Origin of the sequence: Lactiplantibacillus brownii (assembly GCF_031085375.1) — a bacterium.
Classification (GTDB): Bacteria; Bacillota; Bacilli; order Lactobacillales; family Lactobacillaceae; genus Lactiplantibacillus; species Lactiplantibacillus brownii.
In genome coordinates this window covers 861525-886708 of sequence record NZ_JAVCWF010000001.1, presented here as the reverse complement: position 1 = coordinate 886708, position 25184 = coordinate 861525, and the positions used below count along the sequence as shown (strand labels likewise).

General features: G+C 41.8%; 20 protein-coding genes and 1 pseudogene. 2 read left to right on the top strand and 19 right to left on the bottom strand.

Annotation, left to right across the window (positions count from 1 at the left end):
• The 6 genes from RA086_RS03775 to RA086_RS03750 all read right to left on the bottom strand — a co-directional run bounded on the left by RA086_RS03775 (nt 1) and on the right by RA086_RS03750 (nt 5986).
• Nucleotides 1–870, bottom strand: coding sequence for an ABC transporter permease (locus RA086_RS03775; protein WP_308702576.1), 870 nt, complete (start codon nt 868–870; stop codon nt 1–3).
• Complete coding sequence (locus RA086_RS03770) at nt 870–1730, bottom strand: ABC transporter ATP-binding protein (RefSeq protein ID WP_308704408.1); 861 nt, start codon at nt 1728–1730, stop codon at nt 870–872. The genes RA086_RS03775 and RA086_RS03770 overlap by 1 nt, the downstream gene beginning before the upstream one ends.
• Nucleotides 1731–1950: 220 nt before the next feature.
• A complete protein-coding gene (locus tag RA086_RS03765; RefSeq protein ID WP_308702575.1) occupies nt 1951–2979 on the bottom strand; it encodes an agmatine deiminase family protein in 1029 nt (342 codons plus the stop codon).
• Between the two features lie 135 nt (nt 2980–3114).
• A complete protein-coding gene (locus RA086_RS03760) occupies nt 3115–3942 on the bottom strand; it encodes a MerR family transcriptional regulator (RefSeq protein ID WP_308702574.1) in 828 nt (275 codons plus the stop codon).
• A 237-nt stretch (nt 3943–4179) separates the two neighbouring features.
• On the bottom strand, nt 4180–4755 hold the full coding sequence (locus RA086_RS03755) for a hypothetical protein (RefSeq protein ID WP_308702573.1): 576 nt from the start codon (nt 4753–4755) through the stop codon (nt 4180–4182).
• Entirely contained in the window at nt 4745–5986 is a 1242-nt protein-coding gene (locus RA086_RS03750) for an AAA family ATPase (protein ID WP_308702572.1), read from the bottom strand. Before RA086_RS03750 ends, RA086_RS03755 begins: the two co-directional genes overlap by 11 nt.
• Nucleotides 5987–6222: 236 nt before the next feature.
• On the opposite strand from RA086_RS03750, the gene RA086_RS03745 reads away from it, so the two are divergent.
• Nucleotides 6223–6507: an iron-sulfur cluster repair di-iron protein, ric gene (locus RA086_RS03745; protein ID WP_308702571.1), complete on the top strand. Its 285-nt coding sequence runs from the start codon at nt 6223–6225 to the stop codon at nt 6505–6507.
• A gap of 97 nt (nt 6508–6604) precedes the next feature.
• Here the strand turns inward: RA086_RS03745 and nadC are convergent, their stop codons facing one another.
• The 13 genes and pseudogenes from nadC to helD form a co-directional block, all read right to left on the bottom strand.
• Nucleotides 6605–7441: a carboxylating nicotinate-nucleotide diphosphorylase gene (gene nadC / locus RA086_RS03740; protein ID WP_308702570.1), complete on the bottom strand. Its 837-nt coding sequence runs from the start codon at nt 7439–7441 to the stop codon at nt 6605–6607.
• Nucleotides 7425–8624, bottom strand: a complete 1200-nt coding sequence (locus tag RA086_RS03735) for an MFS transporter (RefSeq protein WP_308702569.1) — start codon at nt 8622–8624, stop codon at nt 7425–7427. The genes nadC and RA086_RS03735 overlap by 17 nt, the downstream gene beginning before the upstream one ends.
• A 161-nt stretch (nt 8625–8785) precedes the next feature.
• A complete protein-coding gene (locus RA086_RS03730; RefSeq protein ID WP_308702568.1) occupies nt 8786–9805 on the bottom strand; it encodes an Eco57I restriction-modification methylase domain-containing protein in 1020 nt (339 codons plus the stop codon).
• Entirely contained in the window at nt 9805–13086 is a 3282-nt protein-coding gene (locus tag RA086_RS03725; RefSeq protein WP_308702567.1) for a DEAD/DEAH box helicase, read from the bottom strand. The genes RA086_RS03730 and RA086_RS03725 overlap by 1 nt, the downstream gene beginning before the upstream one ends.
• 1 nt (nt 13087) lies before the next feature.
• The gene (locus RA086_RS03720; protein ID WP_308702566.1) at nt 13088–13993 is read right to left on the bottom strand and encodes a restriction endonuclease; all 906 of its coding nucleotides are present in this window, start codon (nt 13991–13993) and stop codon (nt 13088–13090) included.
• Nucleotides 13994–14149: 156 nt separating this feature from the next.
• A pseudogene (locus RA086_RS03715) lies at nt 14150–14796 on the bottom strand (IS5 family transposase).
• A gap of 154 nt (nt 14797–14950) precedes the next feature.
• The gene (locus RA086_RS03710) at nt 14951–15940 is read right to left on the bottom strand and encodes a nucleoid-associated protein (RefSeq protein WP_308702565.1); all 990 of its coding nucleotides are present in this window, start codon (nt 15938–15940) and stop codon (nt 14951–14953) included.
• Between the two features lie 1012 nt (nt 15941–16952).
• Complete coding sequence (locus tag RA086_RS03705) at nt 16953–17672, bottom strand: restriction endonuclease (RefSeq protein WP_308702564.1); 720 nt, start codon at nt 17670–17672, stop codon at nt 16953–16955.
• 107 nt (nt 17673–17779) lie between these two features.
• Entirely contained in the window at nt 17780–18328 is a 549-nt protein-coding gene (locus RA086_RS03700) for a hypothetical protein (protein ID WP_308702563.1), read from the bottom strand.
• Nucleotides 18329–18696: 368 nt separating this feature from the next.
• Complete coding sequence (gene guaA / locus RA086_RS03695; RefSeq protein ID WP_308702562.1) at nt 18697–20253, bottom strand: glutamine-hydrolyzing GMP synthase; 1557 nt, start codon at nt 20251–20253, stop codon at nt 18697–18699.
• Between the two features lie 94 nt (nt 20254–20347).
• The gene (gene coaA, locus RA086_RS03690) at nt 20348–21271 is read right to left on the bottom strand and encodes a type I pantothenate kinase (protein WP_308702561.1); all 924 of its coding nucleotides are present in this window, start codon (nt 21269–21271) and stop codon (nt 20348–20350) included.
• 59 nt (nt 21272–21330) lie between these two features.
• Nucleotides 21331–21822 carry a hypothetical protein gene (locus tag RA086_RS03685; RefSeq protein ID WP_308702560.1) on the bottom strand — a complete coding sequence of 164 codons (492 nt, stop codon included), beginning with the start codon at nt 21820–21822 and terminating at the stop codon, nt 21331–21333.
• A gap of 139 nt (nt 21823–21961) precedes the next feature.
• Nucleotides 21962–24268 carry an RNA polymerase recycling motor HelD gene (helD, locus tag RA086_RS03680; RefSeq protein ID WP_308702559.1) on the bottom strand — a complete coding sequence of 769 codons (2307 nt, stop codon included), beginning with the start codon at nt 24266–24268 and terminating at the stop codon, nt 21962–21964.
• Between the two features lie 228 nt (nt 24269–24496).
• On the opposite strand from helD, the gene RA086_RS03675 reads away from it, so the two are divergent.
• Nucleotides 24497–25132, top strand: coding sequence for a DedA family protein (locus RA086_RS03675; protein WP_308702558.1), 636 nt, complete (start codon nt 24497–24499; stop codon nt 25130–25132).
• Nucleotides 25133–25184: the final 52 nt, after the last annotated feature.

Here is a 25184-nt window from a genome sequence, read left to right as displayed (position 1 = left end):
CTATGCCGTCAACTTGCGGCGTTGTCGTCCAGCAATCAACTGTGGCGCTACGGCCAGCAGGGTTGCAACGACTAAGGCTACAATCACTATATTCAAAGTTTCTTGACGTGTCAACAAGCCATCCCAGTCGATGCGGACGCCAAGCAACTTTTCGAAATGGTGCTGCATGGCCAGATGACCATTAAAGGTGTCAGCTAACTTGTCGTTCATCAGCACTTGCCGATTCAAGGAAGCAATGTAGCCACCGGGAGTAATCTTGATTAACTTTTGCGCAAAGTCAGGCAGGGTACCGATTGGAATCAGACCACCGACCAAGAAGCCCGCACCAGTACCGACAACAGTAGACAGGCTACTCAAACTACTCATGTGTTTGACGAAGTTAATCACAATGGCGTTGATGGCTGTGGACAACGCCGCATTGAGTAACATCAATGCCATCAGCAAACCAACCTGTGCGCCAGTGACGGTCAAGCCGTCTTGTACATGGAAGTAACCGATCATGATTGCAAACATGATGACTTGCATCAATAAGCCAATCAAACTAGCACCGGCCAAATAGCTTATAGTGAGTTTGACGTTGCCAATATCCGTCTGTAACAGGTCTTGGCGCACTTGTGATTCACGATCGGCGACGACCTGAGTCAACCCAGCTAGCGTCGTTGTGATTCCAGTAATCGCCAGCGTTCCACCAATCAACCATTGATCAAGTAAAAGGTTGCTGCCAGGCAGGGACTTCCAGTCGGCCTGAATACTATTCTTTAAGAATACTAAGTACAAAACAAATGAAATCATCGCCCCCATCAGCGAGAAAATCACACCAGAAGGGTTGCGGAAATATAACAGTAAATCGCGTCGAATCAAAGCTAGCATTAGCGAACCTCCTTGCCGGTCAAAGCGATAAAGGCATCGTCCATAGTTCCTGGATGGAACTGGAAATTCTGGACCAACGCTTGATTTTCTGTCAGTATCTTCAGAGCTTCTTGGGCCGTTTTTAATTTGAAAGTGAAGTCGCCGTTTTCGACTTTAAAGGTCCCTCGGTGCAGTCGGGAATACAGCTGTTCAGTATCTTTCGGCGTAATCCGCAACTGGTCTGGTGCGTATGCCGCTTTAATTGAAGCGGCATTACCATGCGCAATCACACGACCGTGATCAACAACAAACACACTGTCGGCAGAATCTGCTTCATCTAAGTAGTGAGTCGTCAGTACGATTGTCAGCTGATGTTGCGCCTGCAAATCGCGCAGCAGCGCCCATATTGCATTACGCGTCTGAATATCCAACCCAGTAGTCGGCTCGTCGAGATACAAGATGTCTGGCTGGTTGAGCAAAGCACGAGCGATGTCCACCCGACGTTTCTGACCTCCAGATAAGGTGTGATAGCGCTGCTTACTGAACGCAGTCAAGCCGAGTTGTTCGATCAGCTGCTCAATTTTTCCTGGCTCAACATGCTTATATTGTTTGGCACGGATGGTCAAATTTTCGCGGACAGACAAGTTTGCATCGAGCACGCTCGCTTGAAAGACGATACCAACTTTTGTTCCTGATGCATAAGTAATCGTGCCGGAAGTTGGGATCAAATTGCCCGTCAGCATGCCCATCGTGGTCGATTTGCCAGCGCCATTCGGGCCAAGGATGGCAGTAAAACTACCACGCTCGATTTCGAGAGTCAATCCGTTCACAGCCACGTGACTGCCATAAGTTTTCGTGAGTTCTTTCGTTGTTAATAACATCATTATTCCGCTCCTCGGTTATTGATGACCCTAGCTTATCAGCCACTCGCAAACCTGTACGCAAAAAAACAGTTAGTGGTCAGATACGACCCCTAACTGGTGAAATATCGGTTCTGAAATACAAAAATCGGCTGACTAAGAATTGCTACTTTAACATGACCATCAATCGGTTAACTATCGGCTCAAGTAGGTTCATGACAAAAATAGCAACCAAATTTTTTTATTCGCGGTTTAACGCCTCAGGCTGTTGTTGCGTCACGCAATGTAGCATGCCCCCATATTGATACAGTGCTGTGACATCAATGCCCACGATCTTTCGCTGCGGATAAAGTTGACTTAAAATCTGCAGCGCAACGCGATCGTTTTTATCATGATAAGTTGGCACCAGTACCACCTCATTACCAACATAATAGTTGAGATAGCTCCCTTGATAGTCTAAGCCGCGCACGTTTTTAGCCGTCATAGGTAGGTCAACAACTCTATATGGATCGCCTTTGGCATTAGTGGCATGATGCAACCGGTCGTAATCCTTGGGGTTAATGCCTTCGTAGAGTTGTAAGAAATCATGCTTCGACACGGTCAAAATGGTTCGCGTATCTAACAACCTAGCCATCCCGTCAATATGGGCATCGGTGATATCTTCACCTTTAACCCCATCAAGCCAAATAAAATTAGTGGCACCCAAATACTTGGTCATTTCAGCTTCCGCCTCAGCTTTGCTCATCCCCGGATTACGATTATCATTCAACACTGAGCTTTTGCACAATAACGCCGTGCCATGTCCATCCAATTCCACTGAGCCACCTTCTAGCACAAAATCAGGAACCGATACCCTTGGAATTCCGGTTGCTTTGGCAATGGCCTTAGGAATGTCATTATCTCGATGATAAGCGGTCTTGCCACCCCAGCCATTAAAGCCGAAATCTGCAATCGTGAGTTGACCATTAGCCTGACGCACAAATATGGGGCCCGTATCACGTGACCAAACATCATCACTTTTAGCAATGGTGAAATCAACTTGACGTAGGTCCACCTTGGCCCGCGTTAAGAGTTGCGTAATACGTTTCTGTTCTTTCACGTTATACGCAATAATGTGCACCTTTTCGCCATGACTCAGCGCCGCAGTCATCGCAATCCAAATCGGTTCAATCTCATTTCGGTAGGCCCGACCATAGGTATAGCGATGCGGCCAAGTCAACCAAGTGCCCTCATGTCGGGCCGTTTCTTTTGGAAAGTAATCATTGTTCATAGTTGTGTTCCCCCTCGTATTGACGCGACAGCCACTCAAAAATACTAATATAAAACATAACGCAATTTTCAACAGTTTCATCACGGCTATCCTTTCTTCGTTAAAAAAAGAATACCCCTTGACACTGTGATAAGGTCAAGGGGTTACTTTAATAGAAATTTCCGTAATGTAATCGTTGGAATTAGTGGCAAACGTGCTATCGAGTAAATAACGTTCAATAAACGGCATCACTGGCTTTTGCTGCCGTTTCTGAGCAGCGCGAAGCAACCGATCATAAACAACACCAAGACTATCATAGCCACCATAATGCAAGGTTGACAAATAATCACCACTAGGAAGCGTTTGGCTAGTTAATTTGACAGGAGGGACGGTAGTTTGTTGCACCGGCACGGCTACTCGGTAAGCCTCATCATCAGAGGCTAAATTCACCAATAGCATTGGCAACCCACTCACCCGATAATGGGCGTCTTCGATATCGCCGTAAAGGATGTCAAACGCAACCTCAATCTCACTTTCACTCCCCAAACTTTGCCCACATAACAACAGTCGTTCAGGTTGTTGAGTGACGGCAATGACGCCATCATCTGGCAAAGGCGCTTCAACATCTCCCAATAAATTTAATAGGAGTTGATCAGCCTCGCCTTGTCTGACATCTTGCTGCGCCAATTGACGTTGCTTTTCTTTTGCTAGTGTTTTGATAGTCGCATCGCTAGCACCCAGTAAGTTAGAAATCTCGGCCAACGTGAAGCCACAAGCCTGATACCGTTTGATTAAAGTAATCGTTGGAATCTGCTTAGATGAATAGTAACGATAACCATTCGCCAACACCGTTTGTGGCTTAAAAAGACCAATCTTATCGTAATGGCGTAACATCCGCGCACTAATCCGATTGAGCGTGGCAAAAGTCCCAATAGTATACTCGTTATTAGTCTCACTCACAGGTTCAATTTTATTTGGTGTCATTTTCACTGGCCTCCTTTCACTGATTGCGATTCATTGGCTCCATTTTACGCGTTCGCGCTGGTCACGGCAATAATGCACTCATCAGATCATATCGGCTATTTATGACCTAATTGCGAAATAGGGCGTTACTTCACCAATACCCACTGGCAAACTAACACCCTATTTTCTATATACCACTACACCAGCACTCTGCTACCTTAGCAACTGGTTTGAGTTCAACTAAAATGTACAACGCACTTACTTTATCAAATCAGCTAAATAATATAGATTTGGATAGCCTCTGAGACTTTTCTTGTGCTTCATTTCCGTTTGAACGGCATAAATTGCCGCTACTAAACGACTAGGATTTGAAGACCACATTCGATAAACGTACTCATATTTTTTAATCGTCTTAATTCCCAATCCTTCAGGAGTTGCTGCCTTAAAAAATGCACTCGGTTTCGCAAACTTGCCGCTACTTTTTTGCTTATACTGACTATATTGTGATGACCACGCTTCATTATAGTGTAAATGAATCGCTTCAATTTCTTCACGAGTAATATAACATTTCACAACGCTAATCTGATTAGAGTATTTTTTCAATTTAAGCTGACGTTTAGGATCATCCATGACAACATGAACTGTAATATCATCTTGAAAAGCATGACTCAAAAATTCATTGCTATACGCCTTCGCATTTAGCCCTTCATGAATCACTTCTCCAGCTGAATTCTCAATCAAAGTGTCCGAACTAAAAACTAAAAGATCGTTTTCAAGTAAAATGTCCATGATGGCATGCTCACTAGCTCCCTCTGTCACTATACTATTTAGCATTTATAGACCCCGTACTCACGGAATCTGTGTCGACGTCAAAACGACGCTGATTATGGGCAACAATTGTCTTTTTTAGATTAATATATCGTTCATAATTAGGCGCCGTTCCTTTGAAATAATTACTTTGAAAGATATCGCTATTTTTTAATTCTGTTCTAACACCAGTATCATTCAGGCGACGTAATTTCGTCACACCATTCCGCAACAAAACATACTCTTCATCTTGACGCTTTAAGTCATCCGTTAATTCAACATAATGTGATGAATAAATCAAAGTCGCTTGATTAACATTCACTTTAGGATTAGCAAAGAAGCCTATAAAATCACGCACAATTTGTTTATTCACGTGCAATTCAATTTCGTCCACTAATAATGTTGAGCCATGTCTCAAAGCAATCAGAAACTCATAAAATAATGTAATTCCTTTAATTGTCCCAGATGAAATATACTTTGAAATATCGTTCAGCTGAGAGACAACAATTTCATGTCGATCACGCTTAAACTTCAAGTGATAACTCAAAGTTTTCCCCTCTGAATCTAACTGATACTTTAAATAGTCGATTGAATTGTCCAAGTATTCTAATAATGCAGTCGGCGTTTCATCCGCAAAACTACGCACAATATTACTATCGGTCATCGAAACCGTTGAGAGAACCTCTAAGTTTTGTGACGCTTGACTAATGATTCTGAAAATTGAATCTTTGTTGCTCAACAATCTCAATTCATTTTTACTAAGCTTGGTCCGTTGTTGTATCGGTTCTTGATTTTCAAAATCAAAGTACTTTGACTTTGGCATCAGCTTATTGTCAGAATATATTTTTTCTTCACTGATTTTCCAGTTGAAAGTTCGACCCATATCATTACTCTCAACAGCATTTTTATCAAACGACGTTTCAACACGATACCGTTCGCCAGTAGTAGCTGCTAAAAAAGCGATAATTCGAATTCGTCGTTCATTAGATCTGAAGGCTTCATTTAGTGCCGTTTGGTCAATCGAGAGTGATTTTAAATAAAAGTCACTTAACCCTTCAAAAATATTCATCAAGGTACTTTTACCAGTAGCATTAATACCAACAATACCAATAACCCGATTCAGCGTTAATATCTGGTTAAACTTAATAATTCGATCTTTAGTGCGCTCTGTCACCTGACTGGCAGTTTGAATTGTGAATTGTGTCCCATCTTCAAACAAAGCATGACCATATATTTTAAAACCAATAAGTTTAAGCATTCATGAGCCTCCTCCTGGTAATTACATTTATTTTGTAATTACTACAGTAATAATACCATTTCGACATTAGCCTGTGCAAAGAAAAAAGCCGCAAATATTAATTTTGCATGCTGCATTTCAAATAAGTAGTCATTATGCCACAATTGTCAAAAATCCGTTATTGCTTGACCCACATCAAGTTATTTGATGACTTCCGCCCTTATACTAAAGTCATCAAAAACAAAGAGGTGGGTCACATGACAACCGTTAAAGATTATATAGCTACCCATGATGACAGATTAAACTTTTACACCCATGCAATTACCAACGCCCATGGACAAAACCATCCGGAAGTTTTCGCAGTACGTGGTCAATATATTAGACTACGTACAGCCGTGAATTCTGATCTTTCGCTAGATGAGAACTTCGCTGAATTGCGACAAACGACTCATGATTACGCGATTCCAAATGATGTTTGCCCCGTATTTAAGGCTACCTATCATATGCTGGCTACCGCTGACAAATTGAATGCCTCAGCCTAAGTCAACAAAAGCACCACTCACATTTTGACGTGAGTGGCGCTTTTACAATTAAGTCTATTTGAGGTTAGCTCAGACTAGCCATATCAACTTTTTTAGACTAAACCGGTTCGATCTCCATCGCCAAGTCTAGTGCCGTGACACTGTGTGTTAAGTAACCCAGCGAAATGTAATCAACACCAGTATGGGCATATTGCGCCAATGTAGCTGGCGTGATACCACCCGAAACTTCGACCATGATGGTTGCCGGAATCAGCTGTCGCCACGCGCGAACCGTCGCTGGGGTTTGATTATCAATCATAATCATCTCCACTTGGCTAGCCACCGCTGCTCGTAATTGCGTCTCAGTTTCAACTTCAATCTCAATAATTTTAGTTGGCCCAATTTGACGTCGTAACTGCTGAACGGTTGTCGGTAAATCTTCAATGAGTGCCCAATGATTATCTTTAATCATCACAGCATCATCAAGACCAAAGCGGTGATTCTGACCACCACCAATAACCACCGCCGCCTTGTCAAATTGCCGCAATCCGGGCAACGTTTTGCGCGTATCCAAAATCGCAATGCTGGCATCATTCAATTCCTCAACGGCCGCATGAGTTGCCGTGGCAATGCCGCTCATCCGTTGCATCAGATTAAGCAGGACCCGTTCCCCGGCTAATAAATCCACAATGGGCGCCGTGACACGGCCAGTCACCGTTCCAGCTGTCACCCACGCGCCATCCGCCACCAGTTGCTCATAGTGACTATCGCGATTTAAGCTTTGCAATACCACTGATGGAATTAGTTGACCGGCAATGACACCGGCTTGTCGTGCGACAATCTCACCGGTCACTTGTCGATGTGGTAACGTTAGCGTGCTTAAATCGCCACGCCCAAGATCTTCTGCTAGAAAACTGGTGATTGCGGGTTGAATCTGTCTAGGAGTTAGCTTCACCAGTAACGCCCTCTTTCCGCTGTGCATCGACGTCTTGAACTCCTAGGGTCAAAATGGTAATCCCTAATAATAGCAGAACCAAAAAAATACCAAAGATACCCGTTAACGGTGTCTTCATTTGTAACAAGACCCCGACAACATATGGTCCAATCATCGCACCAATACGGCCAATTGATTGTGCAGCACCCATCCCAGTCCCACGGATGGCTTGCGGAAATTGACTAGGCGTCAAGGCAATTAAGGTTCCCCAAGCGCCTAAGTCAAAGAAGGATAACCAAGCGCCACTCATGAGTACCGCAAAGTTACTACTGGCTAAGCTAAATGCTAACGCACTCACAATCGTTCCACTCAAATAAATCGTTAGGACTGATTTGCGACTGATTTTACCCATCAAATAGGCAGCTAAATAATAACCAGGTAGTTGTGCCAAACTCATTAACAAGGTGTAGCTAAAACTATGAACAATCGAGAAGCCACGCATCACCAGGAGACTTGGCAACCATAAGAACATCCCATAATAGGTCAACATGACGATAAACCAGAGTGTCCCTAATAATAACGTCTTTTGCCGAAATACTGGTGTGCGCCATAAAATTTTATACGATGGCCGCGTTTGTGGCTCAACCGGCGTATCCGGTAAATGTCGCCGCAATAATAAAGTATACAAAATGGTTACCGCCGTAATTAAGACAGTCAAACGCCACCCAATAACTGGCATGACCCAAAAAGCTAATAGTGAAGCGACAATCCAACCAATCGCCCAAAAACTATCCGCAAGCACTAGCATTTTTGACCGCTTCGTCCCCTGATAGCTATCCGCAACCAACGTGGCCGCAACTGGTAATTCGCCCCCAAGACCAATACCTGTTAAGAAACGCACCGCAATAAACGCGGTAATATTTGGGGTGACTGTTAGTAATAAGTTACCAATTGAGAATAACGCTAACGTTAAGATCAATACATGTTTACGCCCAATTCGGTCAGCCAAGATGCCGCAGATCATTGCACCGACAACCATCCCCATCGACGTCGTGGCACCAACCAACCCCAATTGTGCTGGTGCTAAATGCCATTCTGTTTTAATCAGTGGCATGATAAAAGATAACATTGCGACATCCATCGCATCAAATAACCAAGCCGTTCCAATAATTGCTAACAACCGGTATTCCTTCAATAATTGCATCAAAAATCCCCCAAATTGTAATAAAAGTATTTTTTACTTTTATTGATTCAAAAAATAAAGGCCAATATGACCTTTATCTTCTTGTATTATAAGGTACTCATTTTTGATGGTAATGTCAATATGGAATCTTGTATTCTGTAAAGTTTTATCATTACCTTGCCTCAATCCATTGGTTTTACCTTAGATTCGATAAAATCAATCTCAGACTGATTAAGTCTATACAACATGTAAAGTTGATGATCAATTTCAGATACCGCTTTGGTCCAATCAATGTTTGAATCATTAGAAAAATTCTGCACTGGGACTTTGGCCCACGTTGCTGGATTATTATCCTGAGTAATCTTAATTGCACCTAACAGTGCTCGACAAAACTTACTCTTAAGATACTTCAGCAAATTATTAGCCTCGGTACTGCTGTCAAATTTACCGAAAGAGATGAAACTCTGCGTATGTCCCAATCCAGGTCTACCAATGATTGGATTGGATAGCTTTTCGCCGAACAAACCTGTACCGTTAGATTTTGGAAGGACAACCTTCCATGAATTGAGGTTATCCTTTTTAACAATATACTGGCTGTTGATAAACTTATAAACTCGCTTATTGTCAATCAGTCCTAATATTTCAATATTATAATCATCGTTATTATGATCATGAAAAAGTGAAGGGACCGTATTGAAGATTGAAGTCGTCAATCTTTTTTCTCTTCCTTTACTACCAATTAATGACTCCAGTTCCGGATAATCAGTGTACAATTTTTTAAGATCGAACTTTTCTTGTAGAGTGACCATTGGGACGATGCTTTCAAAATTATCCGAGCAAGTTACTTTTGTCAGAATTTCGTTTAACAACGGGAATTTTGTGAATGTACCTATTGGTCCAAAGTTTTTGAATTCATCTCGGTATAGAACAGCCACACCTCCCTTAAAACCAGTGTCCTTAAATACCTCAGCTGCTTCTGGATTATAATATTCGACCCGAATATGTGGATCATTAAGCATCTTTTCGTTCCATACTTTTGAGGTCCCTCCTGCGTTAAATAAAAAACGTGCTGGTGAGATTAAACAATACTTTTTACCGAACATACATGCAAGATCATAGAAGTAATTGTACACCGGTGCGTCGCTAGTCCCTTCCAGGGTTTCTTGAAAAGGAGGGTTTCCTACTACAACATCAAATTTCATTAGTTAATCTCCTTTCCGAACAACTCATCACACTTAGCTTCAAAATCGCCATTACCCATCGCATAAGTCGTGGTATCAAGACAAACAACATGTGAATCATCGATATCATTAGCACTGGCATCAAAACCAAAGATAAAGTTGCGTGCTATATTATAAATGATTTCTGATGGTGCAAACCCATAAATCTGGTGTTCCAAAATATGCTTGATGCGTTCATGCCCATCTGGAATCTGTTCAGCCAAGCCATCGTACAGACGCTTGACAATTTCCGTCAGATAAAGTCCTGACTTGATATACAAATCAGCGAAGGTCTTGTCTGGCTGCTCGAAAATCCCGGGTGTCTCTTCTTCAAGCTTGTCGATCATCATTTTGACGACCTTCTTTGGTGTGAAGATTTGGTTGGTCTTTTGTGACGGAATATAGTCAAAAATATCCCCGTCATGCGTGTCGTTAAAGTAATTTTCCAGCTCAACCCGCTTTCGCAAGAATTCCAAGCAGGATTCGTTGAACACGATTGGATCAAAAAATTGGAAGTCGTCGCGAAGCTTACGAAATTGAGTCAACGTGATACCAGTCACTTCTTGGAAGACTTTCTCACTGATCGTCGTATCAAAGTTAGCAAGTGTTGTATCTATCGTGCCATATGCCATCAAGAATGACGGAATAGTCCTAGCAAACCCGCGAAGGCGCGAACGAATATCATCTTCAACCGTGTTTTTCTTTTTATCCTCGGCCTTTCTAAGCAAGGTTGCAGTTGACGATTGAATAACTTCTTTGGACCTATCTACAATGGTTGTTACCATATTCTTATGCAAGTCATCTTGAATTTGTTGACGCTTTTGCTCTAATTCACGTTTAGCTGCTTCCGCGAATTGACGCTTGGCAGCTTCTTCCATAGCGGTATCATGCTGCGCATCCTGAACTTTTGTCTGATATTCAACTTGAGCTTCATTAACTTTGATTTTAGCTTGCCTTTGAACCCTTTCGACTTCGCGAGCGATTACCTTTGCACCTTGTTCAGTAGCTGTCTCGGCAACTTTTGTAGTCAACCCACTGTCTTTGGCGAGACTTTTCATGCTATCAAGTGTCTGAGCGTGGAATGTATCCGCAATGTTCTTAGCAATACGTGAACTTTCATCAACGTCGACGTTTTCCGCAGCGGATTCAATTTCGGCGTAAATCTTTTCGCCAAAATGATACTCAACTGCCGGTTCAACCGCTTCCGGTTCAACGACTGCCTCCCCTTTATCATCGACCTGAACTTTCTTAGTATCGACTGGTTCAGCCTTCTGATTAGGAACGGTCTTGCCTTCAGAAACTGCCGGCATTTGTTCTAGAATCTCACGAGCCTCAGTTGAAGCAAAAATACCACCGATGTTTTGGAACAGCAGGTTGGACATAAACCCGCGCTTAACAACTTCCTTAGCCTTGATACTCTTAGGAATCGTCAGCACTTGGTTAACATCAAGCTCAACCATCTTGCCCTCAGTATCTTCGGCAATAACTGGGAAGAAGTTCAACAACTTCTTAAGGTTATCCTTACGCTTCTCAGTAGTGCCACCACCATTGGTTGTCTCACCAGAAAGATCGTTGGCGAAATCATCATAAATCATCAGCGTTCGCTCTGGCGAAAAATCAAACACATAAGCATTCGCCTTTTCTTTTCGGATACCATTTTCAGTATAAGTCCAAGGATTTTGCGAGCGAAACGCTGCTTGCATGTATAAGCTAGGCGACTTAATGTTAGATAACATTAAAACACCTGTCCATTGCGGAACTGTGACACCCGTAGTCAACTGACCTACGGAAAGAGTAATCGTTCGATTATGCTCTGCAATTGTCTTGCGAACTTTATCTAAAGACCGCATGTTTTGGACTTGATCATCATTTGTCCGACCATCACCAGCCGCAATAACAACCTCATAGCCGTCAAATACGTCCATATTTTTAATCAGCTTTTCAAGTGCCTTAGCACTGGCTACACGGTTGAGAATCCAGAACGTATGCTTTAATTCATTGCGCAACTCAGTATTTGAGAATGGATATCCGTCATTTTCCCATAGACTGTGAAGCCACTTGCGAACATCGTCTTCATGAATAAACTTGCCGGAAACGTTAGTCAAGAAGAACTCATTGAGATCAAAGGCATAATCTTCGTCTTTACCATTGATCTGAGCTCCGGCATCAACTTCATCCGTGATCATCCGACTCATTTGATACGAAAATAGGTTTAAACACGGCAATTTGCGGTAAGGATTGTGTTCTTCATCATCTTCTGACCAATTTTTCTTAGCAGTTTGCTCGTCCGCATAAGTCCAGTTGAAGATCTGCTCATCACTGAATGTCCCTTTGGCAACAGCCTTAAATGGTGTGCCAGAGAGATTCAGCATGAAATCGCGATTGATATTGTCAAAAGCAACATCAGCTTTCAAGGTATCAGCGCCTTCGTGGGACTCATCAACAACTAATAAATCCCAATGCAGATCCTTGACCCATTTAAGTTTGTCAACATCCCCACCAAACGGAATAGCGCCCTTGATGTCTTGTAACGAAATGAAGGCAACCATCCGCTGTTTGCCACCATCCAACTGATTCATAAACTCTTCACGGCTCATTATTGGTCGCTCTTTTAGTGAATCTGTCGTGGAAACGAAAGCATAATCTGTTTGCCATGCAATAAACTTCTCGAAGTCGTCAAACCATGAGTTAGCAATTGCTGGACGATTAGTCACAACAAGCACAGTCTCAGCATTCAACTTCCGAGCTAAGTCATAAGTCGTCAACGTCTTACCAAAACGAGGCTTAGCATTCCAAAGAAATTTGCCGCCGATATGGTCTCTAGCATATGCAACTGTTTTCTTAACAGCCGCCTCTTGCTCGTCCCGTAATGTGTATTCGGAAGTTCCCTTGGACTGATCATATTTGCGATTACAAAAATCTTCAAAATCTTCGTGGGCACGTTCTGGCGTGCCATCGTAATAGAACCATTCAGTATTTAACCGCTGCTTGATGTTCTTTTGAAAAGTTAGGTATTTATGCAACTTCTTATCGTTAAACCAGCCATCACCAATGGAATACTTGGCCGGTTCAGACCAAAGTTTATTCGCGGTCAACCTAATCGCAGCGGTATGGGTCTGTTCACGAATACGCGTGTCCACATCTTCACGTTCAGTGTAGCCAATTTTGATCCAACCCCTGTCTTCAACAATTTGTGGTAATGTGTACGCATAGATCTGTGGATAAACCACTTTTGTCGTCTTAATTTTAGTTTTATCAGCCATGTCACGCGACCCCTTTATCAAAGAATTCCATCTTATTCTTACTCCAATTCATAACCTTGACCCGCCTGCCAGGCTTAGTGATCCATTTTTCTTGAATGTCTTCTGGATCATCGAACAAAGAAATTTCCTGTTGAGAAACCTTTACCTGGGTTTCGCTGAGCGGCACAGCGAACTTAAAGCCATCCATCTGGAAAAGATTGTAGCTTATGATCTCTGCAACAGTCTTCAGTTGTTCTGTGTCTGGCTCAATACCCCACTTCGCCATGAAATAGTCCCGGTACGTATAGAGTAAGTTCTCACGGGCTAGCAGCAATGAATCACCGTTCCATTCGAAGCCATAGCTTGCCTTATACGCAGCTTCTACAAGTGATTGCCACGTCACTTGGTCATCGACTTCAGCATTAATTCGGCGAAGTTTACGATCAACAAATCCTACACGATCAGGCAATGGAATCTCATCGCCAGTGTCCATATCATAGCGACTAACCATATATGGTGCTTCACCGCAAGTAATCTCTAACCACGTCCGATTCATATAAGCTTCAAGATCATCACCAGCATAGTTTTCATCAACGGCGTCATTCTGCTTTTTAACGATCCATGTTGGCGTAAATACTTCAGCCTTGGCCTTGGTTCGCTTCTTTTGCAACCTACTGGACTTCAGTGCACGCGGCATGATAATACTATCCATTACCCCTGTGACCAATTCCGGCTTTATCGGCGCTTCTGGGGCGTATGCCCTAGCTCCAAATTGAATGTAATTATCATTCGCCCAAATAATATTCTGATCCTTTTTGGCGGTTGATTTTGTCCGATCAATCAACAAAATGTCGAGCACTTCAGGCATATGCTCACGAATGCGGGTTTCTGAAATGTCACCCGACCATGACACATCTTGTTCTGTCATTGAATTCTAATCACCTTTCGTTACCAATATGATCGTTTGGATTATCTTCTGAAAATATCAATTTGGAAACCAATTGTTCATACATCTTGTCACTTAATATTAGTTTCTTAAGAATCGTAACATAACTATTGTTTAAATCTAGGATCTGTTTGAAAACTACTTGAGTAAGATACAAATCGAGTCAACATACATCGCTGATAAAAAGACATGCGCTAATTTATCATAACGAGTTGCTATTCGTCGATAGTTCCTTAATAGGTTAAAGAAATTTTCAATCAAATGGCGCTCAAAATAAACGCAATAATCACATGCCATTTATTTTTGGCATTCTCTTTTGGCGGAATCGTGTAAGCCCCTGATTCTGCCGTGATATATTGCCGTAACTTGGCGGTTCCATAGGCTTTGTACGCAATGACGTTTGATTCAGATATATCCAATGATGCCAGTAAAGTTTGAGCTGCACGACTATCATGGACTTGACCGCCTGTTAGTAAAATGCGACCCGGATTGCTTAGACCAAACATTTGGCGCTTTTTTGCACCAGTTGCTTTTTGATGAGCTCGAACAATCGTCGAATCTAAACTAAGGTTTTCCATATCTGGATCATCGATGAGTGCTTCAAAGATACGTTCGAAGAACCCAGATTCAACCCAAAGGTGGAAACGACTATAGACCGTTTGCCAAGCGCCGTACCGTTCCGGTAAATCACCACTGCGCATAACCCAGAGAATGGCGTTAAAGGCAGTTCGGTCATCAATTTTGGATGGACGTCCAGTTCGGTATGGTGGAAATAATGGGGCAATACGTTCCCACTAATCATTTTCAAGCCCATAATGTTTAGGTATAATCTTTGTAAAACCTCAATTCGTTTTTACAAAGATTATACCTAAAATAAATATTTTTAAACAGACCCTAGTTTTATCACTCAAATTCCACAATTGCAATTGATTTACATCCCTAAAAGTTACTCTTCAAACTGCCAATATTTTTAATTACTACCGAAGTGCTCCCATCTGGATTCGTCTCAAACTCAATCGCATCCCGATTCTTCAACAAACTAATTGGAACATTGATTTCAATACCGTTATCCAGTTTGATTTTTTGATGCTCGTACTTCTTTTCAAAATAGTTCGCGTTTGGAACGGTAACGACTGGTTCAATGGCTTTTTTAGCTAATTCATCTTTAAATTCTGCCTTAGCTTCTTCTTTCTTATCGAAGACCATATCAGCAATATAGTCATTATCAATGACGCCATCCATTTCAAGACTTTCATGAATCGCTTGTTGCGTCTTAGACGTGACGGCAAAGTCATCTTCGTCATCATACTTCTCAGAAATCTTTTGAATCGACTTCTTAATTTGTTTAACGTTATTCGAAACTTTAGCAGGCACCGCTGCAACGTTAAGAAAGTCCCTAGACATCAGCCATTTGCCACTAGTGCCAGTGTATGATTGTTCACGAAGTTGGACTTTATCCGCATCAATCAAGATCATGTTTTTGACACCTTGACCGGGAGACGGCAAAATACTGTTGTTTTGAACGATATTGTTAACCAAAACATCATCGTCATACTCTACATTATGAATATAGCGTTGGGTATAGTCTAACTTAGCAATCCCGATTACTTGGCTTAAATCATCTAGCTCAACGTTAAAAAATAATAAGTCACCACCCGGAATCTTTTCATTAACCTTGATACTATCGAAATAATCCCGCGCAAACTTTTCTGTCAGTTGCTGAAAATCATCACGATCGTTCCAAAATTGTTCGAGCATCGGAATCCGGGATAAATCCAACTCCACATATTCGCTTTTTTCAAACTTATCAATGACTTTTTCAACGTACTTGGTAATTTCAAGGTTATCCTTAGCAATCTCTTTTTGCGACAACACGACATTGCCGGAGTCCTTATCTAAGATATGGTCAATTACATTTAAAATTCTCATTAATTTTACCTTTCTCTAACGCGTAGTGCTAGATTTGTAATAATTGAATAACTAAACGGCAAGAATCAGTCCCATGATGTGCAAAAGACCACATTTGCGGTAACTTCTGAGGTATCAAAAAAATCGCAAATGTTAGTTTTTCCTAAAATCATTGCAAAATTTAATCCAACCAATTTAATCTAATTTAAGCTTCTGTCATAAAATTCGTAAAACTATTCAAACATTTTATGCCAAATTACATAGGTCTTTCTGATTACATTGTGGTTAGCATCAACTGCTAATTAGCAATATCGTAATTATTGCCTGTATGTTGGCAGGGTTAAACGACACTAGCTATCTGAAGCTCAATTTCTTCAGAATTTGGTGGTCTCTAAATGTCCATACCTGAAAGGACACACTACAGTCGTTATTCCTATACCTCACAAACGCTTTGAAGTCGATTTGTATTTGGATGCTCGATTACTACAAACATCAGCAATTTATAAAATCACTGACAGTACACCTATCATCCTAGTTTCCGATTGTCGCAACAACCAAGCCAAAGTTTTATTGTTGATATATGTTATAACGCAACCGAGTGGACTTACTACTACGGGATTCAAGTTACATGTTGCGATGACTGATACCAGCTACATTGTTAATTGGAATTGACACTGACATCAGTAAAATGATCGTAAAGCAGTAGTAGATCTATTACATGATACAACGTCGACATATTGAACCAGTTTTTAATATTTTGAATACAGTTGGACCCTTTGAACATCCCAAAACTAATACGATGAGTGACCTGAACTGCGGATTATCGACACTTTTTCTTGGATTTTCATCCATAGCCATCATCAATTGTAACAAGGCTTAAGCGGACTCAAGATAAACATTTCAAGCCTAACATTACACGTTAACTTATCAATAATAAAGATAAACTAAAAATATATTTTCATCATGGAACAACACATTTACTTTGAAATAAATTGAGCACCAAACGTAATTAGTTATATTTTTAGACACTCTCTCAAAGAAAATAATTCTTTAACAGATTAGCATCTACACCCAAAGCCTCTGTACTCACAAATTGCTTGATAGCCAATTTTAGTCCAAGATGCTCGCTGTACTCACACAATATCGTAAGATGATTTTTATCTATTCCTCTCACCACTGATTTCAAATCTGTTCTACTCTCTCTCGCTTCCTTTTTTGAAAAATACAAGATAAGAAAGAATTTTCCGCTTTCATCACCGTTTTGAATATAGTTTCCCGTTAATTCTCCGTTGTTATCTTTCTCCATTAAACAATAGAATGGTTCTCCAATGACTGTTTCGTCAGGTAAAACGACGCTTAATTTACTTTGAACAACGATTGCAAGTAACGATTGCTCACTTCCAGATATCAATTTGATGCCATGATGCTCAGCAAAAGTTTGTGTACCACTTTGATAACCCTTTGGAGCTACCATAACGCCCACTGAATTGGGAATATCATCAATTATTGCTTTCAATGTCAATACTTTATCTTTTGACACTTTATTTTTCCAATTCTTACACTCAAATATTACTCTATGAATTATTCCGTTCAACTCAAACTGATAATACACATCAATGTTATGAGTTGTACCCGACTTTCCATCTATATCATATTTAGTTTTAACTTTAATATTTTTATTCGAAAGTTTTGATAATTCTTGATAGAAATACTGGATCAATGATTCCAGTCTATCTCCCTTATTTTTAAACATACTTTCCCCTACCAATTATTGCAGTATCCCTGATTAAATTTTTAGCGTGTTTAAGCGCTATTCTCACCATGGACTACACAGTGAAGATACTGTAGCATATAAGCTCTTCAATACACGATTGATGTTCCGTCTGCTGTCTTAATTTCGATCAAATCGAACCCATCCCACAAATAAATATAATCAAATGGCATATCAGAAATAGTAGAAATTGCCTCTACAGTTTTTACAACTTCATCCTTGGAATCAATCACATGGATAAACAAATCATTTTCTGAAAGTTTAGTATACTTACGTGCTTTCTGTACTTTCGACTGAATGACCACTTGAATATTATTTCCTGAATCCCAAAAAGCATTCGGCAGAATCGGTTGCATACTGCTACCTTCCAGATTGGGATGATAAAATTGAATACCCATACGCCTCAAAGCTTCAATAGGATTATCAATTTGTCGCTTTCCTGGTTGTTTATTCATAAAAAGAACGCGTGTAATATTAGTCTTAACTCCAATCACGACTTCAACACCTATGCTGGCATTATTAACTTGGATGTCTGGCATATCTTCCTTAGGCAAGTACGCTGACGCAAATTTTTTTGGGTGCCTTTTAACTAGAGCTTGAACCGCAGTTTGCTCTTCATATCTATCTTGACCGTTCATTTGTTTTTCCTCCAATCATTATTCCACTCTGCACAAATATAATTTTGACATATTGGTTCCGCAAAGACATTTTTCTTTGCTAGTATAGAATTTAAGCCAAATATTGAATGTGGGGTTGAGCCCAAGCTTTTTGCATTTGCGGTCGTCACTTGACCATTATTTTGCTTCATAAATGATCCAATCAAAATTGAAAATAACATACACAACAGGTCTAAACCGCACTCATCATAAAAATCCTCACTAGAATTCAATATTCCAGTGAGGATAGACGATGACGTTCGGTAAGCATCTTCGTATATATTTTTTTTGATGCTTTTTCCACTCAAGGTAGTTCATCGGGGAAAGTTCAATTTAATTCATTTAGCGCTTTATTCCCACTCAATAGTCGAAGGCGGCTTACTCGTAACATCGTACACGATACGGTTAACGTGATCGACTTCATTGACGATCCGCACCGAGATCTTCTGTAGAACATCCCAAGGAATCCGCGCAAAGTCGGCAGTCATGCCATCAATGGACGTTACGGCTCGAATGCCAACGGTGTAGTCGTAAGTTCGACCATCACCCATGACACCAACTGACTTGAATCCTGGTAATACCGTGAAATATTGCCAGATTTCGCGATCCAAGCCGGCCTTCTTGATTTCATCTCGTAAGATGTAATCACTATCGCGGACAATTTTCAGCTTATCTTCGGTAATTTCACCAATCACCCGAATCCCTAAACCAGGACCTGGGAATGGTTGACGCCAAACAAGCGCTGAAGGCATGCCAAGCTTTTCACCTAATTCACGGGCTTCATCTTTAAATAAGGTCCGCAAAGGTTCGATCAGCTTAAATTGCATGTCTTTTGGCAAGCCACCAACGTTATGATGAGATTTAATCGTTTGCGCCGTGGAAGTGCCACTTTCGATGACATCGGTGTACAACGTCCCTTGCGCTAAGAATTCCATCCCATTTAATTTGGTTGCTTCTTCATCGAAGACTTGGATAAATTCGTTACCAATGATCTTCCGTTTCGTTTCGGGATCACTGACACCGGCTAATTTGCTCATAAACCGGTCTTTAGCATCAACTTTAATGATGTTCAGACCGAATTTACCTTCCAAACTAGCCATTACTTGGTCAGCTTCACCTTTACGCAACAGACCATGATCAACGAAAATACTCGTCAATTGCGTGCCAATTGCCTTGTGTAACAAGACACCGACAACACTAGAGTCTACCCCACCAGAAAGGCCGAGCAAGACTTTTTTGTCCCCAACTTCAGCGCGAATTTTTTCAATTTGCATGTCAATGAAATCATCCATTGACCAGTTGGCTTCAGCTTGGCAAACATCAAACGCGAAATGCCGTAAAATATCGTTACCATAATCCGTGTTCCGTACTTCCGCATGGAATTGAATCCCATACAGCTTACGGTCAACGTCTTGAATCGCAGCGATGGGACAGTTCTTTGAGGTTGCGACCACGTCAAAACCATCGGGAGCTTGGGTAACCAAGTCACCATGGCTCATCCAAACTGATTGTTCTTTCGGCGTATCTTTGAATAAGGTTGCGTTATCGCTAGTGACCGTGATGTTGGCCTTCCCATATTCGCGGTTATCAGCGGATTCCACTTGCCCACCTTCGAGTGAGTAAGTCATCAGCTGCATCCCATAACAAATCCCCAAGATAGGAATTCCTAGCTTGAAGATTTCAGGATCAACCCGAAAGGCGCCGTCATCGTAAACACTATTCGGCCCACCAGAGAAAATAATTCCCTTTGGGTGGCGGGCTTTGATTTCATCAGCGGTGATCTTATTCGGAAGTAATTCCGAATAAACACCGAAATCACGAATGCGCCGGGTAATCAATTGGTTATATTGACTCCCAAAATCCAACACAAGAATTGAGTCGAATGACGCGGTGTCCGTTTTTGCCAAGTTGTTCACTCCTTTGGATTAATTGTAGTTCAATAGCTCTATCATACTGATTTCTCAACGGTCGGTCAACAACTATGAGAAATTTCTTAGTGGTTTAATACTTGCGGAAATAGACCGCGTCAATCAAATGATGCGCAACCTTGTGCAAAATTAAATCCGCACGATTTCTAGTTGGCAAGATATAATCATTCAAGTTTTTCAAGTCCACGTCTTGCCAGACCCGTTTAGCCATCGCAATGGCATCCGCATGGTCTCCGATTGCCCAAGGATAAAAGTAATTCTGTGGGTCCTGAAACGCCGTCTTCATCAACGCTTCAAAGCGGTCGAGATACCATGTTTCAACTAAATCAGCGTCCGCATCAACATAGACTGAAAAGTCAGTAAAATCACTAATATAAATATGCTGATTGGTCGGCAGTTGTAACACGTTGATTCCTTCGATAATCAAAATATCGGGATGTGTGATCACATTATACCGATTAGCCACAATATCGTAAGTTTGATGTGAATACACCGGCGACTTAGCAATCGGTTTGCCACTTTTAACATCATTTAAGAACTGAATCAACCGTGGCATATCATAACTTTCTGGAAAGCCCTTGCGTTCCATCAAATGGCGCTGCTTTAACTCAGCGTTCGAATATAAGAAACCATCCGTCGTAATCAGTTGCGTGCGCCGATCTGGATATAAATATTTAAATAATATTTCCAGTAACCGTGCCGTCGTCGTTTTGCCGACCGCCACACTCCCAGAAACGCCGATAATAAAGGGTGATTGTTTATTTTGTCGTTGCAAAAAGACCGATTCTGTCTCGCGCCAGGATAAGTAGTGTTCAAACTTAGCCTGGAGTAAATGCGCCACGGGTAAATAAATCTCGCGAACGTCATCGATGCTGATTTGATCATTGAACGCTTTAATTTCATGTAGATTTTCGGCGGTCAATGGCACGTGACCACCGCGATAGAATCGTTTCCATTGCTCCCGTGAGAAGCGATAATAATTCAATTGCTCTTCCATAATTTATCTGCCACCATCATTAAATTAATGGGGTAATTATAGCATAAAACTTAACGTAATTAATCTTCGACAGTAACCGGATTATCTCGATGCAACCATGCCATCACACAACGTGCAATCGGCTGGGCAATAAAGGCTTCCACGATCAAGGCAATCGTATAATTACGGGGCCATTTGCTGGCAAAGTGCACAATCGGTGCGAGCGTGACATGCCCAGTCCCAATCCACGTCCCCAAAATCGTTAACACCAGTGACATCAAGAAGACATTACACATTGCAGTCACCAGCATTGCCGCACGAAAACTGGGTTGTTTGCCCAAAAAGTAGCCCGCTAATTTAGCAGCCGGTTGTTGGGTGAGGACCACCAAGATAATCACACTCAACCAAAGTAACGGCAATTGACGTAGAACCATCACCCAATGCTCGAGTGAAAACCCAACTTCCAAACCAGTAATCACTGGCGCAATCAGATTAACTGAGATGATTGACACCACCGCCATAAAAATAATTGTTTCTTTCAAGTTCTGTGGTAATCGTTTAACAAATTCCATAAAGTAAAAACTCCTTTTCACGGCGAAAAAAATCAGCACGACAGCTGAGTTAACAGTTGTCGCGCTGATCAATTATACGCACGAATATTTATTAGTGTTTGTAGCATACCACAAATTTTCAGAAAATGTCAGTCAAAATTTAAACAGTCATTTCATTAATCGTATACAAATCTGAGTTCACCCGTGAAAGTAACGGTGTCAATTCACCAATCGCAATCACCGTCAATTCGTGCATCGCGCGTGAACAAATGGTGTAGAGCAATTGCCGCTCATCTTCGCGTTGATAATTATCACGATCCGCATTCCAAACAATCACCGCATCGAATTCCAGCCCTTTAGCTAAGAATGACGGTACCACGATGATACCGGGAGCCAAACGCTGATTTTCTGTCCGAATTAAGGTCACATGTTCGCCACGGGCCTTTAACGCTTCGGTCAATCGTTCGCTTTCAGCCAAGGTTTTCCCAATAATCGCAGTCGTATCACGGTCAGAATCGTTGGCCGCGAGTTGCTTCACAACTTGGTCAACGGCTTGCTCAAAATCAGCTGTGACGGCAAGGTTTGGCAAGTCACCTTGGCGATCAAACGCCGTGACGGCTTCCCCATTAACGAGGATTTCCTTCGTAAAGTCGGTGATTTGTTGTGTTGAACGGTAGGACTTCGTCAATTGGACAACGCGGGTCTTTTCCGGATCGAACAACGTTTCCAGTTCACCAATCAAGGTATGACTGTTTTCTTTGGTGAAGATAGCCTGATTCAAGTCCCCCAGCATCGTAAAGCGCGCATTTGGGAAGCTGAATTTCAAGAATGCCAATTGAAAGGCGTTGTAATCTTGAATTTCATCTAAGAAGACGAAGCGAATATCTCGTTGTCCCTTCTTGCCAGTCATCAAATCATGCAAATACATGTAGGCCGAAACGGTCGTTAACGAAATGTGCCGTTGCTTAATCGCCGCTAACTTCGCCTCAACCGCCTGATCCCAGTCATCCTGAGAAATCCCATACTTTTCCAAATTCAGGATTTCCGGCACTTGACGCAGGAAGTGTGCGTATTGCATGTTAATGCTCAAGAAACGATTCCGCACGATTTGAGTCCGCGCAATCCCTAAACGTTGCATCACAATTTTACGCGCCAAGAACTTGAACTCTTCGTCGCCATTCTTGAATTCGCGCGGTTGGTTGCCATACATATCGTTTAATTCTTCTTTGGACAAATCTTGAACGGTCTCTTCAACCCACTTAGTCCGCATTTCAGCTGCAACTTTGCGGTTCAAGATTTTAATCAATTCTTCCTTAGTCGCCGATAATCGGTTCCCTAAATGGTAGTTTTCATTAAATGAATAGTAAATTTCTTTAATTTTAGCCCGTGGAATCAAGACTTCATCGTTCAACATGATATTACGGAACCGCATGTCGGCCGCTTCCAAATGATGCCCGTATGCCGTGACCGCTTTGAAAAAGGCTAAGCTACCTTCAAGCTTCGTAATCTTAGCCATCGTAGGCGTGTTTTCAGTTTCAAAACGTTGTTGCAAAGTTTCCACTTGCATCCGTGGCAACCGGTACGATGCGTATTGGTAGTACGTCATCTGCACCATATTTTGTTCGCCTAATTCGGGCAGCACTTGGTTGATGTAATCGTTGAACAATTGGTTAGGTGAGAACAGGATCACTTGCCCCGCGGTTAAATTACCCCGATAACGGTATAAGAGATACGCCACCCGTTGCAGGACCGACGATGTTTTCCCTGATCCCGCAGCACCTTGGACGAATAAGAGGTCCGAACTCGTATCACGAATGATCGTGTTTTGTTCCTTCTGGATGGTCGTGACGATGCTCTTCATCTTAACGTCAGATTTTTCATCCAACACTTCGAGCAACATGGAATCTCCCACGGCCTCATCCGTATCGTAGACAGTCACGATCGTGCCATCTTCAATCATCAATTGCCGTTTGAGTTGCACATCGACCGACTGTAAGCCATCTGGCGTCTGGTAAGTGACGTTGCCGAGACCACCATCATAATAGATGCTCGAAATCGGCGCCCGCCAGTCATAGATGAGAAAATGATCGGGGCTATCCGAAAATGAACTCAGACCAATATAAATGGTTTCGGTCGCCGGTTCACCCGCCTCATGAAAATCAAGACGCGCAAAATAAGCATTCTTTTCCAACTTTTTCAAGGTCGACAGCTGTTTCGTTGCATGTTGCCAGCTATTCTGCCGTTCATCCAACATTTGTTGCTGTTGACGGACGGACAATCCTGTTTCCATCATGCCTTCATAACTATCGGTCTTAATATTGACGTCATTATAAAAGTTTTGCTTAATATCGGCTTGATCGTTTTCGGAGCGTTGAATCGTCTCACTCTGTTTCGTTTCCTCGACTCGAATCTTATCAACCACATAATCAAGATGTTGTTGTTCTGAAGCTTTAATCGACTTAGCCATCAGCGTCCTCCATTCCTAAAACTCGATAAACAATCTTATCACTATCCGCCAGACGACTCAATCAATAACCTGTTAAATCGTTTAATTTCACAGTTTTAGTTAAGAAAGTATGAACATTCCGTTATCAAAGTTACGATTCGTTTAATTCAGCAAAAATGTTATCGCTTACACTAGTATTTGTCCTTAAATCCGATTAAACTAGATTTAACTTTATTGGAGGTGGCGCCGTTGGCCAATTTAATCGAAATCCTAACTCATTTGGAGGACTTCATCGTTCCCATTTTAACCACGTTAGGTAACTGGAGCTATATCACGCTATTTGCCGTCATCTTCCTCGAAACTGGGATGGTGATTTTCCCATTCTTACCCGGTGAATCGCTAATCTTTCTCGCCAGCACAATGGCGGCAACCCATACCAGCTTAGATATTCAGGTCTTGGTTCCGGTCTTCTTTGCTGCCGCAGTGATCGGTGATACGGTCAACTTTGAAATTGGCCGGCATTTAATCAAATTGCCGTGGCTACAACGCCATTTGCCACAAGATAAACAACTTAAAGCACAACACTTTTTCGCTAAGTATGGTTCTAAAGCCGTCATGTTTGGCCGCTTCGTGCCACTGATTCGGACCTTTGTCCCCTTGAGCGCCGGTGCCTCACAAATGAAACAAAAGTCATTCGCTTTCTGGAACTTAATTGGGGTCGGTGTCTGGGTCGCAGTGGGTTGCTCACTCGGCTACTTCTTCGGCTCTATCAGTTTCGTGCAGACCCACTTATCATTATTCTTCCTAGGTATCTTGGCCTGCGCGTTAATTCCAGCCGCTGCGATTACCTTGTTTAAAGCTTTACGTCGTCACCCAGTTGCTTAAAATTAAGCCTCACAAATAACTGTCGATTGGCAGTTATTTTTTTGGAAATAAA

What these genes read in the sequence shown, in the direction of transcription:
- RA086_RS03685 (WP_308702560.1), bottom strand. Translation starts at nt 21,822, where the DNA reads ATGGAATTTGTTAAACGATTACCACAGAACTTGAAAGAAACAATTATT.
- RA086_RS03755 (WP_308702573.1), bottom strand. Translation starts at nt 4,755, where the DNA reads ATGCTAAATAGTATAGTGACAGAGGGAGCTAGTGAGCATGCCATCATG.
- RA086_RS03760 (WP_308702574.1), bottom strand. Translation starts at nt 3,942, where the DNA reads ATGACACCAAATAAAATTGAACCTGTGAGTGAGACTAATAACGAGTAT.
- RA086_RS03725 (WP_308702567.1), bottom strand. Translation starts at nt 13,086, where the DNA reads ATGGCTGATAAAACTAAAATTAAGACGACAAAAGTGGTTTATCCACAG.
- RA086_RS03705 (WP_308702564.1), bottom strand. Translation starts at nt 17,672, where the DNA reads ATGTTTAAAAATAAGGGAGATAGACTGGAATCATTGATCCAGTATTTC.
- RA086_RS03775 (WP_308702576.1), bottom strand. Translation starts at nt 870, where the DNA reads ATGCTAGCTTTGATTCGACGCGATTTACTGTTATATTTCCGCAACCCT.
- RA086_RS03720 (WP_308702566.1), bottom strand. Translation starts at nt 13,993, where the DNA reads ATGACAGAACAAGATGTGTCATGGTCGGGTGACATTTCAGAAACCCGC.
- RA086_RS03730 (WP_308702568.1), bottom strand. Translation starts at nt 9,805, where the DNA reads ATGAAATTTGATGTTGTAGTAGGAAACCCTCCTTTTCAAGAAACCCTG.
- helD (WP_308702559.1), bottom strand. Translation starts at nt 24,268, where the DNA reads ATGGCTAAGTCGATTAAAGCTTCAGAACAACAACATCTTGATTATGTG.
- RA086_RS03745 (WP_308702571.1), top strand. Translation starts at nt 6,223, where the DNA reads ATGACAACCGTTAAAGATTATATAGCTACCCATGATGACAGATTAAAC.
- RA086_RS03765 (WP_308702575.1), bottom strand. Translation starts at nt 2,979, where the DNA reads ATGAACAATGATTACTTTCCAAAAGAAACGGCCCGACATGAGGGCACT.
- RA086_RS03735 (WP_308702569.1), bottom strand. Translation starts at nt 8,624, where the DNA reads ATGCAATTATTGAAGGAATACCGGTTGTTAGCAATTATTGGAACGGCT.
- RA086_RS03700 (WP_308702563.1), bottom strand. Translation starts at nt 18,328, where the DNA reads ATGAACGGTCAAGATAGATATGAAGAGCAAACTGCGGTTCAAGCTCTA.
- RA086_RS03710 (WP_308702565.1), bottom strand. Translation starts at nt 15,940, where the DNA reads ATGAGAATTTTAAATGTAATTGACCATATCTTAGATAAGGACTCCGGC.
- coaA (WP_308702561.1), bottom strand. Translation starts at nt 21,271, where the DNA reads ATGGAAGAGCAATTGAATTATTATCGCTTCTCACGGGAGCAATGGAAA.
- RA086_RS03750 (WP_308702572.1), bottom strand. Translation starts at nt 5,986, where the DNA reads ATGCTTAAACTTATTGGTTTTAAAATATATGGTCATGCTTTGTTTGAA.
- RA086_RS03770 (WP_308704408.1), bottom strand. Translation starts at nt 1,730, where the DNA reads ATGTTATTAACAACGAAAGAACTCACGAAAACTTATGGCAGTCACGTG.